Here is a 15132-nt window from a genome sequence, read left to right as displayed (position 1 = left end):
GTGATGGTCGCCAAGCTGCGCCTGGTGTCGGTGCTGTGCGCAATGGTCGCCGCGGCGATCGTGGTGTGGCAGACCAATCCGGCGGGTGTCCCGCAGGTGGATGCGAAAGAGATCCCGATGACCAATGTCACCACGTCGATCAAGTGGCCCGTCATCGACATCACCGACCCGTCGCCGTTCAACCCCTGCAAGGACATCCCGCTCGACGTGGTGGCCGGCCTCGGCCTGGCGTTCACCCCGCCCACGCCCGAGGATCAGCTGCGCTGCAAGTACGACGCCGGGAACTACCAGATGGCGATCGAGCCGATCGTCTGGCGCACATACGAGGAGACGCTGCCCGCCGACGCGGTGCAACTCGACATCGACGGGCACCGCGCCGCGCAGTACTGGATCATGAAGCCGACCGACTGGAACAACCGGTGGTGGATCACCTGCATGATCGCGTTCGACACGAGCTACGGCGTGCTGCAACAGTCGGTGTTCTACTCGCCGATCTACTCCAACCCCGACCCTGACTGCATGCAGACCAACCTGCAGCGCGCGCACGAGCTGATCCCGCACTACGTGTTCTGACGCAGGCTCGATTGACGGCTCAGCCGTCGGCGATCTGGTCCATCGGGATCGAGCGCTCCAGCATGCCGATCGCCTCTTCGCCGTCCCAGCGATAGCGCACGCCGGCCTGCTGCAACGCGGGGAAGGTCCAGTTCGCCATCAAGGCCAACCGGTCTGCCGGGATTTCCCTGCGATCGGTGATGTCGTGGGTCGACACCACCGTCTCGCCCTCGATCCGCACTGTGCCGCGGTCGGTTTCGAGCTCCAGCGAGACGTCCTCGCCGCGGGGGCGCAGCCGACGCAGCCATGGCGCCTCCACGACGCGGGCGGGCACGAGCGCGCCGTCGCCGTAATAGACGTAGCCCTCGTTGTAGTTCGGCTGCCCGTCCGGTCGCGGCGGATAGGCGATGTAGCCGAACGCCCGCCCGCTGCCGAACAGCGCGGACTGCCAGCAGTGACCCCAGAAGCCTTCGAGCTTGCGCGCGCCCTGGCGCCTGATGCGCAACCCGGTGCCGGAGAACGACTGATGTGCGCCGGCCACCTCGACAGCTCCGGTCGCGCGGAACAACTGCTCGTAGCGCGCTCCGCCCATCAGGTCACCGACGATCGACGTTCTGAGCTGTTCGTCGGCGTCGGCCCGCATGGCGCCCTGTATCCACGGCGGAACCGCCATCCTCGCCTCGACCTCGAACCGCACGTCGACCAGGGGTCCGTCCTTGCGGCCCGCGGCCAGATCGGCCGAGGACGTCTGCACGGCCTGCCCGTCGAAGGCCATTGTCCACACGTCGAAGGGCGCGATGCAGGCGAATGTCAGCGGCCCGGCGCCCAGCACCGTCGGGCTGCCGTCGGGACCCTCGACCGGTCTGCTGGGACCGTCGGCGCGCAGCCGGTACACCCGGCCGTCGGCGAACGCGACATTGACCTGGATTCCGTGCGTGTCCCAGTTCGACGCGACCGCCTCGATCCCGATGCGCGGCAAACCGATCTCGCCGCGGTCGTCGAACACCCAGAAGCTGACCGAATCACGCATCTCGAGGTCATCCGGCCGCTGGGCGAACACGAGTTCGCGGGCCGGATCCAACCCGCCGGTCAGGTCAACGCTCATGCGCGCTCCTCACGAATGTGTGGGCATAGTGGGCGAACAGCGGCCGAATCCTGGTCGGATCCAACCCGAACGCTTCGGCATCGGCTTTCGGGTGTGCTTCGCGATTCTCGGCGTTGGCGTCCCACCAGGCCCGCATACGCCGTTCGAATTCATCGGTGACGGGTTCGCCGAGCCACGCGTACAGGCGCCTCACCTCGCCGACCGGATCGGCTTGCATCGCACGGAAATCGATGTCGTAGAAGCGGTCGTCGGCGTCGGCTTCCCGGAAGGCCATCACGCGCTGCATTCCGGCGGACCACTGCGCGACGTTCAATTCGCCGAGATACCGCCGGTCCAGGTGGTCGGTGAAGCCGCCGACGATATCGGCGTATACGTCGGCCACACTCAACATCACGTCGGTCGGGTCGCGGTGCGTCATCACGAAGCGGGCGTCACCGAAGACCCTGTCGAGATCGGGCAGCGACAAAACGTGCGCCGGGGACTTCAGGCGCCACGGTCGCGGCGGCGTTCCCCACTGCAACAGCTTGAGCACCCGCCGCTCGTAGACGTAGGTCGAGGTGAAATCCGCTGTGTCGCAGAGCCATTGCGAATACGACGGAATCTGCGCGTAGGCCTGGAAGATCTGCGACTTGAAGTCGAGCGCCATGAGGTCGAGGCACTCCATCGGCCCGCGGACATCGTTGGGCACGTGCCTGCGGCTGCCGACGACGACCGGGCGCACGTCCGGCGGGATGCGCGGGTCGTCGCCGTGGACCGTCGACGGCGGCGGGCAGGGCTGCGCGGACTCCCAGCTGCGCAGGTAGCGGACCGCGGGGTCCTGCGCGAGAAGGAAGGACAACGCAGTCGACCCGGTTCGGGGCAGGCCCAACCCGAACAGCGGCGCGGCGAGAGGTTCGTCGTCGATCTCCGGATGCCTGCGATACCAGTCCTCTACCTGCAGCCGCTGCGACAGGTGCAGTTCGATGCGGGGGTAGACGAAACCCTCGCCGCGAGCGTTGAGCCGGGCTTCGTCGCATAGAGCGCGAGTGAGGATTTCGAGGCCTTCGCGGAACGAGTCGTCGCCGAAGTCGTCGAGCCCGGCCCGATCGACGGCGCGAGCCATCAGGTCGGCCGCTGATGCCACGGTGCACCTCCCGCTCAGGCCCGCGGACTAACATTAGTGACAGTACACTGTCACCATTATGGGTGAGCCGTCAAGAGCGCCGCGGCGCTCGTATGACAACAGCGCCCGCTTACAGAAGGCGGCGCAGACCCGCGACCGCATCGTCAATGCGGGAAGCGAGCTGGTGCACGAGTTCGACAGCTGGGACTGGCGCGGGCTGACGTTCCGGGCGGTGGCCGAGCGCGCCGGCGTCGGCGAGCGGACGGTCTACCGTCACTTCCCCACCGAACGCCATCTTCACGATGCCGTCATGCAGCGACTCGAGGCCGAGGCTGCGGTGTCCTACGAGGACATGACCCTCGACACCCTCGGTGCGGTAACCGCGCGGGTATTCGCGTCGCTGCAACGGTTCTCGGTGCGCGAGAGCGTTCCGGCGCCTCGCGACCCGGCGTTCGTCAGTTCCGACGAGCGGCGTCGCGAAGCACTGCTGCGGGCGGTGGCCGACGCGGCGCCGCGGCTGCCGGAGGGACAGCGACGCAAGATCGCCGGCCTGCTCGACGTGCTGTGGAGCCCGGCGAGCTACGAGCGGCTCGTCGGTGTCTGGGGGCTCGACGGCGAGGAGGCTACGTCGGCCACCGACTGGGCGATGACGCGAGTTGTGCAGGCGCTCGAGCCGAACGGCGGCCCGCCTGCGTAGCCTCGACGGGGTGACCACCGTCGCCGCTGCTGCCTCCCGCCCCAAGACCGCGCGGCTCGCCGGACGCACTCTGTCACGACTGATGCGTCTGCCACCGCACACGTGTGACTTCGAGGTCCACAGGGTCCGTGTGCCGATGCGCGACGGCGTCGAACTCAGGGCCCACCATTACGCGCCCGCCACATCGGATCCCGCGGGCACCTTGCTGGTCCGCAGCCCCTACGGCCGGGACTTCCCGATCGCCGCGCTCTACGCCCGCGCCTATGCGGCACGCGGCTATCACGTCGTCTTCCAGAGTGTGCGAGGCACGTTCGGCTCCGGCGGCGGGTTCGAGCCGATGGTGAACGAGGTCTCCGACGGCGCCGACACGGTCTCGTGGCTGAGAAATCAGGAGTGGTTCACCGGGTCGTTCGGCACGATCGGGTTGTCGTATCTGGGATTCACACAATGGGCGTTGCTCACCGATCCCCCGCCGGAGATGAAGACCGCAGTCATCGCGGTCGGCCCGCACGACGTCAGCGGGCCGCGGTGGGGCACCGGCTCCTTCGCGTTGAGCGACTTCCTCGGCTGGAGTCATCTGGTCGCCAACCAGGAGGACCGGAACAGATTGCGGGCATTGCTGCGGCAGGCGCGGTCGCGACGGTCCCTCGCCCGCGCGATGAGGCGAGTGCCCGCCGGCGAGGCAGGGCGGGTGCTGCTGGGCGCGGGCGCGCCGTGGTGGGAGTCCTGGCTCGACCATCCCGAGGCGGACGATCCGTTCTGGACATCACTGAACGTCGGCCGGGCGTTGGACACCACCGAGATACCGGTGCTGCTGATCGGTGCCTGGCAGGACTTGTTCCTCGAGCAGACGATGGCCCAGTACCGGCGGCTTCATGACCGCGGCGTGGACGTCGGGCTGACCGTCGGCCCGTGGACGCACACCCAGCTGTTGACCAAGGCCGCGCCGACCGTCATCCGCGAAACACTGGATTGGTTGGCCACCCATCTCGACGGCGGGACGAGCGCGCGACGCCAGCCGGTGCGCGTCTTCGTCACCGGTCGGGGTTGGACCGACCTGCCCGAATGGCCGCCGGCGATGCCCGAGGTAGTGCGGTATCTGCAACCGGGCGGTCGCCTTGGCGACGCGGTACCACCGGAGACCGCACCGCCGTCGACGTTCACCTACAACCCTGCGGATCCGACGCCCACCGTGGGCGGCAGGTTGCTCGCCCGCGAGGGCGGTTACCGGAAAGACATCAGCCTGGCGCAGCGTGCCGATGTGCTGAGCTTCACCGGCGACCGCCTGCCCGCCGACCTGTACGTCGTCGGGGCGCCGGTCGTGGAACTGTCACACTCCTGCGACAACCCGCACAACGACCTGTTCGTGCGCGTGAGTGAAGTGGACGCGAAGGGACGGTCCCGCAACGTGAGCGACGGCTACCTCGCATCGGCCCCCGATTCCGGCCTCGTGCGCATCGAGTTGGATCCGGTCGCACACCGGTTCCGCGCCAGTTCCCGCGTCCGGGTGCTGGTCGCCGGCGGGTCGCATCCACGCTTCGCCCGCAACCTCGGCACCGGCGAACCGCTCGGCACGGGCCGCGGGTTCACGTCGGCGACGCACACCGTGCATCTCGGCGACGGCGCATCCCGGCTGCTGCTGCCCGCTGGAGGGCAACCGCCGGCGGCCGACTGAACGCGCCTGACTCACCCGACCGAGCGGCGCACCCTGTCGGCGACGTCGTGCAGCGTCGCGTCGTCGTGCACCGGCGGCGCCCACTCGGGGTCGACGGGCAGTTCGACCCAACTGGTGCAGCCGGCGTAGTCGGGGGTGCGTGCCAGGCGCAGCGGCCGCACCAGCGGGCTGGCCTGCACGACCAGTGCGGTGAGCCGATGCCTGGGACGAAAGTCGAGCCGGTCGGCGCGCACCGACTCGTCGGTCCAAATATGCAGGGGTGCAATCGCTTCCAGCATTTGCGGGCGGTTCACCTCGATGGCGGCGACGACTCGGGCGCCGCCGCGGATCACCACCTTGTCGTCGCTGCTGTCGAGCGCCGCGGCGTCCAGCAGGTTGCGGTGCTCGACGCGCACCCGTTCGGCATGACTGTGCGCGACCGTCGGAAACAGCAGAAAGCGCGTCGCCGTCACGGCGAATCGCTTCTCGTGGATGCCTCCCTTGCGCAGCAGCACCGTCTGCCGGCCGTCGAGCAGCGCGTGCACCGCAGCGCTCCATTCCTTGAGCGCGGTGGTCATTCGACGGCTATTGCGCCTTGGCGGCGATCCGGGCGCGTACCTCGGGCCGGCGCAGGGGCGGAACGGTCTTCGGCGGTTGGCGCCGCGGCGGCAGCGCGGCCAGCAGGCGTCGGGTGGTGGCGGTGACGTCGGCGACGGCCGCCTCGAAGACGTCGGCGTTGGCGGCGGTCGGCCGGGTGATACCGCTGACCTTGCGGATGTACTGGCGAGCGGCGGCCTCGACCTCCTCGTCGGTCGCCGCCGGCTCCAGCCCACGTAGCTCGGTGATGTTTCGGCACATGGCTCCACGATAGGTTCGGTTGGTGACCAACGACGACATCCTGCTCATCACGACACAAGACCGCGTGCGCACTCTCACCCTGAACCGGCCCCAGGCGCGCAATGCGCTGTCGGCCGACCTGCGCCGGCGGTTCTACCGCGCGCTCGGCGACGCTCAAGCCGACGACGAGGTGGACGTCGTGATCGTCACCGGTAGCGACCCGGTTTTCTGCGCCGGCCTGGACCTCAAGGAACTCGGCGACACCACCGAGCTGCCCGACATCTCGCCCAAGTGGCCGCCGATGACCAAACCGGTGATCGGCGCGATCAACGGGGCCGCGGTCACGGGCGGCCTCGAGATCGCCCTGTACTGCGACGTCCTGATCGCCTCCGAACAGGCTCGGTTCGCCGACACGCATGCCCGCGTCGGGCTGCTCCCGACATGGGGACTCTCGGTCCGGTTGCCGCAGAAGGTCGGCGTCGGTATGGCCCGCAGGATGAGCCTGACCGGCGACTATCTGTCGGCCGAAGAGGCCCTGCGCACCGGGCTGGTCACCCAGGTGGTGCCGCACGCCGAGCTGATGCCGACGGCCCGACAGGTGGCGGCGTCGATCGTCGGCAACAATCAGCGCGCCGTGCGCGCGCTGTTGGCGTCGTATCACCGCATCGACGAGGCGCAGACCAATGAGGGACTGTGGATCGAAGCGGCGTCGGCGCGGGAGTGGATGCGCACCGCCAGCGGCGACGACATCGCCGCCAACCGCGATGCCGTGCTGCAGCGAGGCCGCGCCCAGGTCCACTGACGCTGCCATTTACGCGAGGGTGCGGGTTCCCCGCGCTTCGCGGTGGGCCCAGCACAAGACGCGCCGCAATCCGCTGCAGGTTGCGCACGCTCGTAGGCTGACGAGCGTGAACGAAGCGCACGAGTATTGCGGAAGCGACGAGTGGCGCCAGTTGATCCGCGAAGTCATCCTGCCGTGGGCACTGGGTGAGGTCGATCTCGGCGACGACGTGCTCGAGGTCGGGCCCGGCTACGGCGCGACGACCGATGTGTTGAGCGAATCGGTGGCGCGGCTGACATCGGTGGAGATCGACGACGAACTGGCTGCGCTGTTGCGGGACCGGTTCGCCGATGTGCCGACCGTCGACATCGTGCGCGGTGACGCGACGGCGCTGTGCTACGACGACGACCGCTTCACCGGCGCAGCGTGTTTCACGATGCTGCACCACGTGCCCACCAGCGAGATGCAGAACCGGCTCTTCGCCGAAGTCGCCCGTGTGCTGCGGCCCGGCGCGGCGCTGGTCGCCAGCGACAGCCTCGGCAGCGACGAGTTGGCCGTCGCGCACGAGGGCGACACGTACAACCCCGTCGACCCGGCGACGCTGCCGGGACGCTTGACGGCGGCAGGTTTCGGTGACGTGCGCGTGAAGGTTACCGATTACGGTTGGGCGGCCGTCGCGCGCGCAAGCTGAGGCGTCGACCCGCACGCTCGCGGCAATCTGCTAGGCCGTGCCCGGGACCAGCCAACGTCCGGAGAACGCGCGCCAGCCGACGAACACCAACCGCAGCACCATGAACGTCGACAGCCCGGCCCAGATCCCGAGCAGGCCCCAACCGAATATCAGCGACAGCCAGATCAACGGCAGGAAGCCGGCCAGCGCGCTGGCCAGCGTCGCGTTCCGCATGAACTTCGCGTCGCCCGCGCCCAACAGCACACCGTCCAGCGCGAAAACGATTCCGGCGATCGGCAATTGGGCCACCATGAACCACCAGGGCACCCCGATCGCGTCGAGCACGGATCGGTCGTCGGTGAACACGTTGGGGAAGACCGAGGCGCCGACCGCGAACACCACCGCGAGCACCACCGAGGCCAGCGTCGAAACGATCGTCACCCGCCAGGCCACCGACTTGGCGTGCGTCAGTTGGCCGGCTCCCAGCGCCGCGCCCACCAGCGACTGGGCGGCGATGGCAAGCGAATCCAATACCAGCGCAAGGAAATTCCACAACTGCAGCACGACCTGATGGGCGGCAACGGCGGCCGCACCGAACCGGGCGGCGACCGCTCCGGCCGACACGAAACAAGCCTGGAACGCCAGGGTCCGCAACACCAAATCGCGGCCCATCACCACCTGCGCGCGTAACACCTGCGGTTGCAACCGCACTGGCACCCGCTCGATCAGCAGCGCGCGGCAGAACAGCAGCGCCGCCAACCACTGCCCCACCAGGTTTGCGACGGCCGAGCCCGCCAATCCGAGCCGGGGCATGCCGAGCCAGCCGTACACCAGCAGCGGACACAGCAGCGCCGAGACCGCGAAACCGAAGACGACGAACTTCAGCGGCCGCACGGTGTCCTGCACCCCGCGCATCCAACCGTTGCCGGCCGCCGACACCAGGATCGCGGGCACACCGACGATCGCGATGCGCACCCACGACAACGCCTGCTCGGCGATGTCGCCGCCGTCGGAGTCCCCGGCCAGCGCCGACACCAGGGGCACCGCGAACAGCTGCACCACCGCGACGATGACCGTGCCCAAGCCCAGCGCGAGCCACGTCGCCTGCACCCCCTCCCCGACGGCCGCCGCGCGGTCCCCGGCGCCGAAGAAGCGGGCCGAGCGCGCTGTGGTCCCGTAGGACAGGAACGTCATCTGCGAGCTCAGCGTCGTCAGGATCAGCCCACCGATCGCCAGCCCGGCCAGCGCCAGCGCGCCGAGCCGGCCCACCACCGCGAGGTCGAACAGCAGATAGATCGGTTCCGCGGCCAGCACTCCGAGCGCAGGCAACGCCAGCCCGGCGATGCGGCGGCCGTCCACCGGTGCGTGCGGCGGCTGGGGTCCGGGCTCAGCCAAGGGCCGCGTGCAACGCCTTGACGACGTCCTCGGCGGACCCGGTCGCCGAGTAACCGGCCGCCAGACGGTGCCCACCACCGCCGAACCCGCTCGCCACCGGTGACAAGTCGTAGGTCTTCGCGCGCATCGACACCGACCAGTGCGCGGGCTCGATCTCCTTGAACACCGCGGCGACTTCGGCCTGCTCTGTGGTGCGCACGATGTCGACGATGCTCTCGACCTCTTCCGGTCGCGCATCCGCCCATTCCTGGTATCGGACCACCGCGTACACCAGGCCGCGACCGCCGACGGCCTCGGGCAACAACTCCGCCGAGGACAGCACCCGCGAGAGCATCGGCAGCCACGCGAACGGATGGGTGTCGAGAAGCGTGCGGCTGACGGCGGCGTTGTCCACGCCGATTTCGACGAGCCGTGCAGCCAGTCGGTGCGCTCGCGGGCTGGCCCACCGGAACGAGCCCGTGTCGGTGGTCAACCCCGCGTAGAGGCAGTGCGCGACGCCGATGTCGATCGGCTTGTCCCACGCGTCGAGGAGGTCGGCCACCAACATCGTGGTGGAGTCCGCCGAGGGGTCGACGTAGTTGGCGCTGCCGAACAGTTCGTTGGAGGCGTGATGATCGATGACCAGCACGTCGCGGCCGGAGTCGGCGAGCCCGCGCAGCGCGCCGAGGCGGTTGACGCTGGGAATGTCGACGGTGACCACCAGGTCGGGGTCGCGGCGCATCGCGTCGGGGCCGACCAGGAGGTGTCCACCCGGCAGCGACTGCAGCGATTCGGGCAGGACCGCCGGCGCGGCGAAGCTCACCTGGACACTCTTGCCGACCTGGTCGAGCACCAGCGCCAACGCCAAGCCGGCACCGATCGTGTCGGCGTCTGGATAGACATGGCAGACCACGCCGACCGACGAAGCCGCCGAGAGGAGTTCGGCGGCGGCATGGGCGTCGACCCGATCGCCCACTTCGGGAACGTCAGTCGTCTTGTCTATCGCGGTCACCGATGTCCTCAGAGTCGTCAGGCCCCCCGGGAACTGCCTCGCCCTCCTCCTCACTGACACGGTACGGGTCGGCATCCCCCGCGTGCTTGGCACCTTCGCGAACTCTCGCCAAATCCTCATCCGCGGCGCGGGCGCGGGCGAGCAGTTCTTCCATCTTGACCGCCGCGTCGGGCACGGTGTCGCGCTCGAACGCCAGCGTCGGCGTGAAGCGGACGCCGAGGCTGGCGCCCATCTTCGAGCGCAGCACACCCTTCGCCTTGTCCAGCGCCGCCGCGGCTGCGTCGTAGTCCGGCTCCTCGGACAGCGACGAACCGAGCACCGTGTAGTACAGCGTGGCGTCGTGCAGATCGTTGGTGACCTTGGCGTCGGTGATCGTCACACCGGCCAGCCGCGGATCTTTGATCTCGTATTCGATCGCCGAGGCGACGAGGGTGGAGATGCGCTTGGCCAGCCGGCGTGCTCGTGCCGGATCGGCCATCTAGACCCTTTCCTTCTCGACCAACTCGTACGTCTCGATGACGTCGCCTTCCTTGATGTCGGAGTAGGTCAGCGTCAGACCGCACTCGTAGCCCTCGCGGACCTCGGTGACGTCGTCCTTCTCGCGACGCAGTGACGACACGGTGAGGTTCTCGGCCACCACGACGTTGTCACGCAGCAGCCGCGCCTTGGCGTTGCGCCGCATGATGCCCGACTGGACCAGGCAGCCGGCGATGTTGCCGACCTTCGACGACCGGAAGATGGCGCGGATCTCGGCGCGGCCGAGCTCCTTCTCCTCGTAGACCGGCTTGAGCATGCCCTTGAGCGCGGCCTCGATCTCGTCGATCGCCTGGTAGATGATCGAGTAGTAGCGGATCTCCACACCCTCGCGGTTGGCCAGCTCGGTGGCCTTGCCCTCGGCGCGGACGTTGAAGCCGATGATGATCGCGTCCGAGGCCGACGCCAGGTTGACGTTGGTCTCGGTGACCCCACCGACGCCGCGGTCGATGACCCGCAGCTCCACTTCGTCGTCGACCTGGATGCCCAGCAGGGCCTCTTCGAGGGCCTCGACCGTACCGGCGTTGTCGCCCTTGAGGATCAGGTTCAGCTGGCTGGTTTCCTTCAGCGCCGAGTCCAGGTCCTCGAGGCTGATGCGCTTGCGACTGCGGGCGGCCAACGCGTTGCGCTTGCGCGCGCTGCGCCGGTCGGCGATCTGGCGCGCGATGCGGTCCTCGTCGACGACCAGGAAGTTGTCGCCGGCGCCGGGCACCGACGTGAAGCCGATGACCTGGACGGGCCGCGACGGTAGCGCCTCGGTGACGTCCTCGCCGTGCTCGTCGACCATGCGCCGGACGCGCCCGTACGCGTCGCCGGCCACCACCGAGTCGCCCACCCGCAGCGTGCCGCGCTGCACCAGCACCGTGGCCACCGGGCCGCGACCGCGGTCCAGGTGCGCTTCGATCGCGACACCCTGGGCTTCCATATCGGGGTTGGCCCGAAGATCCAGGGCGGCGTCGGCGGTCAGCACGACCGCTTCCAGCAGCGCGTCGATGTTGGTGCCCTGCTTGGCGGAGATGTCGACGAACATCGTGTCGCCGCCGTAGTCCTCGGGAATCAGCCCGTACTCGGTGAGCTGACCGCGGATCTTGGCCGGGTCGGCGCCTTCCTTGTCGATCTTGTTGACCGCCACCACGATCGGCACTTCGGCGGCCTGCGCGTGGTTGATCGCCTCGACCGTCTGCGGCATCACGCCGTCATCGGCGGCGACCACGAGGATCGCGATGTCGGTGGCCTTCGCACCGCGGGCACGCATGGCGGTGAACGCCTCGTGACCCGGGGTGTCGATGAACGTGATCGGCCGGACGTTGCCGTCGAGGTCGACCTGCACCTGGTAGGCGCCGATGTGCTGGGTGATGCCGCCGGCCTCGCCCTCGCGGACGTTGGCCTGACGGATCGTGTCCAGCAGTCGGGTCTTGCCGTGGTCGACGTGACCCATCACGGTGACCACCGGCGGCCGCTGCTCGAGGTCCTCCTCGCCGCCCGAGTCCTCGCCATAGGACAGGTCGAAGGATTCCAGCAGCTCGCGGTCCTCGTCCTCCGGGGAGACGACCTGAACCTTGTAGTTCATCTCGCTGCCGAGCAGTTCGAGGGTGTCATCGCCGACGGACTGCGTCGCGGTGACCATCTCACCGAGATTGAACAGGGCCTGGACCAACGCGGCCGGGTTGGCGTCGATCTTCTCGGCGAAGTCGCTCAGCGACGCACCGCGCGCCAGCCGGATGGTCTCACCGTTGCCGTGCGGCAGCCGGACACCGCCGACGACGGGCGCCTGCATGTTCTCGTATTCGGCGCGTTTCGCCCGCTTCGACTTGCGACCCCGCTTGGGGGCGCCGCCCGGACGGCCGAAGGCACCTGCCGCGCCGCCGCGCTGGCCGGGACGGCCACCGCCGCCGGGCCGGCCGCGATAGCCGCCGCCGGCCGGAGCTCCGCCGCCGGCACCGCCGCCGCGGTAGTTACCACCGCCGCCACCGGCACCGGGACGCCCACCCTGCCCCGCACCGGGACGAGGCCCGCCGCCGGGGCCGGGCCGCGGGCCGCCACCCGGACGCGGGGGCCGGGGCCCGCCGGGACGTGGCGGCATGTTGCTCGGCGACATACCGGGCCGCGGAGCGCCGGGCCGCGGGGCGCCGGGACCGGGCCGTGGGCCTTGAGGACGAGGAATCGGCCGGTCCACCGGCTGCTGGGACGAGAACGGGTTGTTACCGACGCGCGGGACGCGCGGCGCCGGCTTGGGGGCGCCCGGCGCGGGACCGGGCCGTGGGCCGGGTGTCGGGCCCGGACGGGAAGGCGGTGCCGCGGGCGTGGCCGGCGGACCGGCCGCCGCGGGAGGCGTGACGGGCGGAGCCTCGACTGGGGGTGCCGCAGGTTTGGGCGCGGGTGCTTTCGCGGGCTCCTTGGGGGCGGTGCTCTTGGTGGCGGCCGGCGAGCCAGCCGATGAGCCAGCCGGTGAGCCGTTGCCGTCGGCCTTGACCTTCTCGGCGGCCGGTTTCCCGCCGCCGAAGGATTCGCGCAACCGGCGCGCGACGGGGGCCTCCACGGTTGAGGACGCGGATTTGACGAATTCGCCCTGTTCGCTCAGACGAGCGAGAACTTCCTTACTGGTGACACCGAGTTCCTTGGCCAACTCGTGTACACGGGCCTTACCTGCCACTACATCTCCATCTCTAGAGGCGTCAGCGGTGGTAGGCGCCGCGCCTCGGGTTAGCTATGACGCATGGTCATCGGGACTTCACGGTGTGCTCATGTTCTTCGCTACCTGTTCTGTTGCCGGGCGGTTCGGGCGCTTCCGCGCTGCTCATAGCGCTGACGTGCTCGACCACCGCGGATACGTCCGGTGAACCGGTGATGCGCAGCGCTCGACCGAAGGCTCGCCGCCGGATTGCTGCGTCGAGGCAGTGCGGAGTGGGATGCAGCCACGCACCCCGCCCCGGCAGCTTTCGCGCCAAGTCAACGGTCACGGCGCTGGAAGGATTCCCAGCACCATCGACGTTGCCGACGGCGACCACCCGAAGCAGTTCGACGGCCAGCTCTCGTTTTCGGCAACCAACGCAGGTCCGCACCGGTCCGACAGGTTCGTCGGGGCTGCGTCGTTGCGCCGAAGCCGAAGTCTCGCGCTGGATCACAGGTGAGTCTACCGTCACTGTCGCTGGTAATTGAAATGGCTGCGCTGGTCGGCGTGGACGCGTGCGCGGGCCGGGCTTACCGGTCGCCGACGGACCCGCGCGCCACGTCCTGGCCGGCCTCCGCCTTGCCCGCGGGGGCGGCGTCGCTGCGGATGTCGATGCGCCAGCCGGTGAGCCGGGCCGCCAGGCGCGCGTTCTGCCCCTCCTTGCCGATCGCCAGCGACAGCTGAAAGTCGGGCACCACGACGCGTGCCGCGCGCGCGGTCTCGTCGATGACCGACACCGATACCACCTTGGCCGGCGAGAGCGCGTTGGCGACGAACTTCGCCGGATCGGGGTCGTAGTCGATGATGTCGATCTTCTCGCCGGACAACTCGCTCATCACATTGCGCACCCGCTGTCCCATGGGTCCGATGCAGGCCCCCTTGGCGTTGAGCCCCGACACCCGGGAGGTGACGGCGATCTTCGAGCGGTGGCCGGCCTCGCGGGCGACGGCCACGATCTCCACCGACCCCTCGGCGATCTCCGGAACCTCCAGCGAGAAGAGTTTGCGCACCAAGTTCGGGTGGGTGCGCGACAGCGTGATCAACGGTTCACGCGCGCCGCGGCTCACGCCGACGACGTAGCAGCGCAACCGGTCGCCGTGTTCGTACCGTTCACCGGGCACCTGCTCGGCGGCGGGGATGACGCCCTCTGAACCCTTCGTCTCGCTGCCCATCCGGACGACGACGAGGCCTCGCGCGTTGGCGCGCGCGTCGCGCTGGATCACCCCGCCGACGATGTCGCCTTCGCGGGCCGAGAACTCGCCGTAGGTCTTCTCGTTCTCCGCGTCGCGGAACCTCTGCAGCATCACCTGGCGCGCCGTGGTGGCGGCGACCCGGCCGAATCCCTCTGGGGTGTCGTCCCATTCGGTGATCGGATTGCCGTCGTCGTCGAGCTCGGTGGCGATCACCTTGACCTCACCGGTCTTGCGGTCGATCTCGATGCGCGCCTCGGCGGCGTGTCCCTCGGTGTGCCGGTAGGCGGTCAGCAGCGCGGACTTGATGGTTTCGACGAGTTCACCCACCGGGATGCCCCGGTCCACTTCGATGGCATGCAGTGCGGCCATGTCGATGTTCACGTCGAAGCCTCCTTCCCAGAACGGCCGACCAGCTCCAGCTCTCGCGGATTGGGAGGCGAGAATTCCACTTGCACAACGGCTTTCGCGATGCCTTCCAGCGGCAATTCTCGTACCGAGTAGTTCGCCGCTCGGCCGGCGCGAACCACCAGACGGACCACGCCGCCGGCGGTTTCGCCGAGCCGGCCCGTGAGCTGCGTGCCGTCGGACAGCGTCAGCTCGACCTTGCGACCGCGGGCCCGGCGGAAGTGCTTCTCGGCGGTCAGCGGTCGGTCCACCCCCGGGGAGGTGACCTCGAGGACATACGGCGCGGATCTGGCGTCGACCTCGTCGAGCAGCGTCGACGCCGTCCGGGACAACCCGGCGATCGACTCGAGGTCGAGGCCGTCGTCCCCGTCGGCCACCACCGTGATGCGGGGCGGACGCGCGGCCGCGTCGACGATCACATCTTCGATTTCGTAACCTGCGCGTGCGAACTCGCCGTCGAGTAGCTCGATCACCTCTTTCTGCGACGGCAATCCCGCAGAACGCTCCGTCACGGCGAGCTCCTCGTCTTGAGTTGTCCGGACTCG

At 69.2% G+C, this 15132-nt stretch carries 16 protein-coding genes; 5 read left to right on the top strand and 11 right to left on the bottom strand.

Going from position 1 to position 15132, the window contains the following annotated elements; genetic code table 11:
• Positions 1–3 precede the first annotated feature (3 nt).
• Positions 4–573 carry a DUF3558 domain-containing protein gene (locus AU188_RS15225; RefSeq protein WP_059164523.1) on the top strand — a complete coding sequence of 190 codons (570 nt, stop codon included), beginning with the start codon at positions 4–6 and terminating at the stop codon, positions 571–573.
• A 19-nt stretch (positions 574–592) separates the two neighbouring features.
• Here the strand turns inward: AU188_RS15225 and AU188_RS15220 are convergent, their stop codons facing one another.
• Positions 593–1657 (bottom strand): DUF7064 domain-containing protein, encoded by a 1065-nt coding sequence (locus AU188_RS15220; protein ID WP_059164522.1) that lies wholly within the window; start codon positions 1655–1657, stop codon positions 593–595.
• Complete coding sequence (locus AU188_RS15215) at positions 1647–2780, bottom strand: sulfotransferase family protein (RefSeq protein ID WP_059164521.1); 1134 nt, start codon at positions 2778–2780, stop codon at positions 1647–1649. The genes AU188_RS15220 and AU188_RS15215 overlap by 11 nt, the downstream gene beginning before the upstream one ends.
• 58 nt (positions 2781–2838) lie before the next feature.
• Between AU188_RS15215 and AU188_RS15210 the strand changes: the two genes are divergently transcribed.
• Together AU188_RS15210 and AU188_RS15205 are read left to right on the top strand one after the other, a co-directional pair.
• On the top strand, positions 2839–3456 hold the full coding sequence (locus AU188_RS15210; protein WP_059164520.1) for a TetR/AcrR family transcriptional regulator: 618 nt from the start codon (positions 2839–2841) through the stop codon (positions 3454–3456).
• Between the two features lie 82 nt (positions 3457–3538).
• Positions 3539–5131, top strand: a complete 1593-nt coding sequence (locus tag AU188_RS15205; protein ID WP_059164758.1) for a CocE/NonD family hydrolase — start codon at positions 3539–3541, stop codon at positions 5129–5131.
• Positions 5132–5142: 11 nt separating this feature from the next.
• Here the strand turns inward: AU188_RS15205 and AU188_RS15200 are convergent, their stop codons facing one another.
• Positions 5143–5688 (bottom strand): DUF1802 family protein, encoded by a 546-nt coding sequence (locus tag AU188_RS15200; RefSeq protein WP_059164519.1) that lies wholly within the window; start codon positions 5686–5688, stop codon positions 5143–5145.
• 7 nt (positions 5689–5695) lie between these two features.
• On the bottom strand, positions 5696–5968 hold the full coding sequence (locus AU188_RS15195; RefSeq protein ID WP_059164518.1) for a DUF2277 domain-containing protein: 273 nt from the start codon (positions 5966–5968) through the stop codon (positions 5696–5698).
• Between the two features lie 22 nt (positions 5969–5990).
• Here AU188_RS15195 and AU188_RS15190 point away from each other — a divergent pair, with 22 nt between their 5' ends.
• Positions 5991–6749: an enoyl-CoA hydratase gene (locus tag AU188_RS15190; protein ID WP_059164517.1), complete on the top strand. Its 759-nt coding sequence runs from the start codon at positions 5991–5993 to the stop codon at positions 6747–6749.
• Between the two features lie 106 nt (positions 6750–6855).
• On the top strand, positions 6856–7419 hold the full coding sequence (locus AU188_RS15185; protein WP_059164516.1) for a class I SAM-dependent methyltransferase: 564 nt from the start codon (positions 6856–6858) through the stop codon (positions 7417–7419).
• 30 nt (positions 7420–7449) lie between these two features.
• On the opposite strand, the gene AU188_RS15180 is transcribed toward AU188_RS15185, so the two are convergent.
• The 7 genes from AU188_RS15180 to rimP form a co-directional block, all read right to left on the bottom strand.
• Positions 7450–8793: an MATE family efflux transporter gene (locus AU188_RS15180; protein WP_059164515.1), complete on the bottom strand. Its 1344-nt coding sequence runs from the start codon at positions 8791–8793 to the stop codon at positions 7450–7452.
• The gene (locus AU188_RS15175) at positions 8786–9784 is read right to left on the bottom strand and encodes a DHH family phosphoesterase (protein WP_059164514.1); all 999 of its coding nucleotides are present in this window, start codon (positions 9782–9784) and stop codon (positions 8786–8788) included. The genes AU188_RS15180 and AU188_RS15175 overlap by 8 nt, the downstream gene beginning before the upstream one ends.
• Positions 9759–10262, bottom strand: a complete 504-nt coding sequence (gene rbfA, locus AU188_RS15170) for a 30S ribosome-binding factor RbfA (RefSeq protein ID WP_059164513.1) — start codon at positions 10260–10262, stop codon at positions 9759–9761. The genes AU188_RS15175 and rbfA overlap by 26 nt, the downstream gene beginning before the upstream one ends.
• A complete protein-coding gene (gene infB / locus AU188_RS15165; RefSeq protein WP_082686643.1) occupies positions 10263–12971 on the bottom strand; it encodes a translation initiation factor IF-2 in 2709 nt (902 codons plus the stop codon).
• Between the two features lie 67 nt (positions 12972–13038).
• Positions 13039–13443: a YlxR family protein gene (locus AU188_RS25010; protein ID WP_082686642.1), complete on the bottom strand. Its 405-nt coding sequence runs from the start codon at positions 13441–13443 to the stop codon at positions 13039–13041.
• Between the two features lie 76 nt (positions 13444–13519).
• Entirely contained in the window at positions 13520–14563 is a 1044-nt protein-coding gene (nusA, locus tag AU188_RS15155) for a transcription termination factor NusA (RefSeq protein WP_059164510.1), read from the bottom strand.
• Positions 14560–15099, bottom strand: coding sequence for a ribosome maturation factor RimP (gene rimP, locus AU188_RS15150; RefSeq protein WP_059164509.1), 540 nt, complete (start codon positions 15097–15099; stop codon positions 14560–14562). The genes nusA and rimP overlap by 4 nt, the downstream gene beginning before the upstream one ends.
• Between the last annotated feature and the right edge of the window lie 33 nt (positions 15100–15132).

Source organism: Mycobacterium sp. IS-3022 (genome assembly GCF_001500065.1).
GTDB lineage: Bacteria > Actinomycetota > Actinomycetes > Mycobacteriales > Mycobacteriaceae > Mycobacterium.
This window is presented reverse-complemented; position numbering and strand designations above follow the sequence as displayed.

Coding starts and splice junctions, on each gene's coding strand:
- AU188_RS15210 (WP_059164520.1), top strand. CDS start 2,839: ATGGGTGAGCCGTCAAGAGCGCCGCGGCGCTCGTATGACAACAGCGCC.
- AU188_RS15200 (WP_059164519.1), bottom strand. CDS start 5,688: ATGACCACCGCGCTCAAGGAATGGAGCGCTGCGGTGCACGCGCTGCTC.
- AU188_RS15205 (WP_059164758.1), top strand. CDS start 3,539: ATGCGTCTGCCACCGCACACGTGTGACTTCGAGGTCCACAGGGTCCGT.
- AU188_RS15225 (WP_059164523.1), top strand. CDS start 4: ATGGTCGCCAAGCTGCGCCTGGTGTCGGTGCTGTGCGCAATGGTCGCC.
- AU188_RS15195 (WP_059164518.1), bottom strand. CDS start 5,968: ATGTGCCGAAACATCACCGAGCTACGTGGGCTGGAGCCGGCGGCGACC.
- rbfA (WP_059164513.1), bottom strand. CDS start 10,262: ATGGCCGATCCGGCACGAGCACGCCGGCTGGCCAAGCGCATCTCCACC.
- AU188_RS15220 (WP_059164522.1), bottom strand. CDS start 1,657: ATGAGCGTTGACCTGACCGGCGGGTTGGATCCGGCCCGCGAACTCGTG.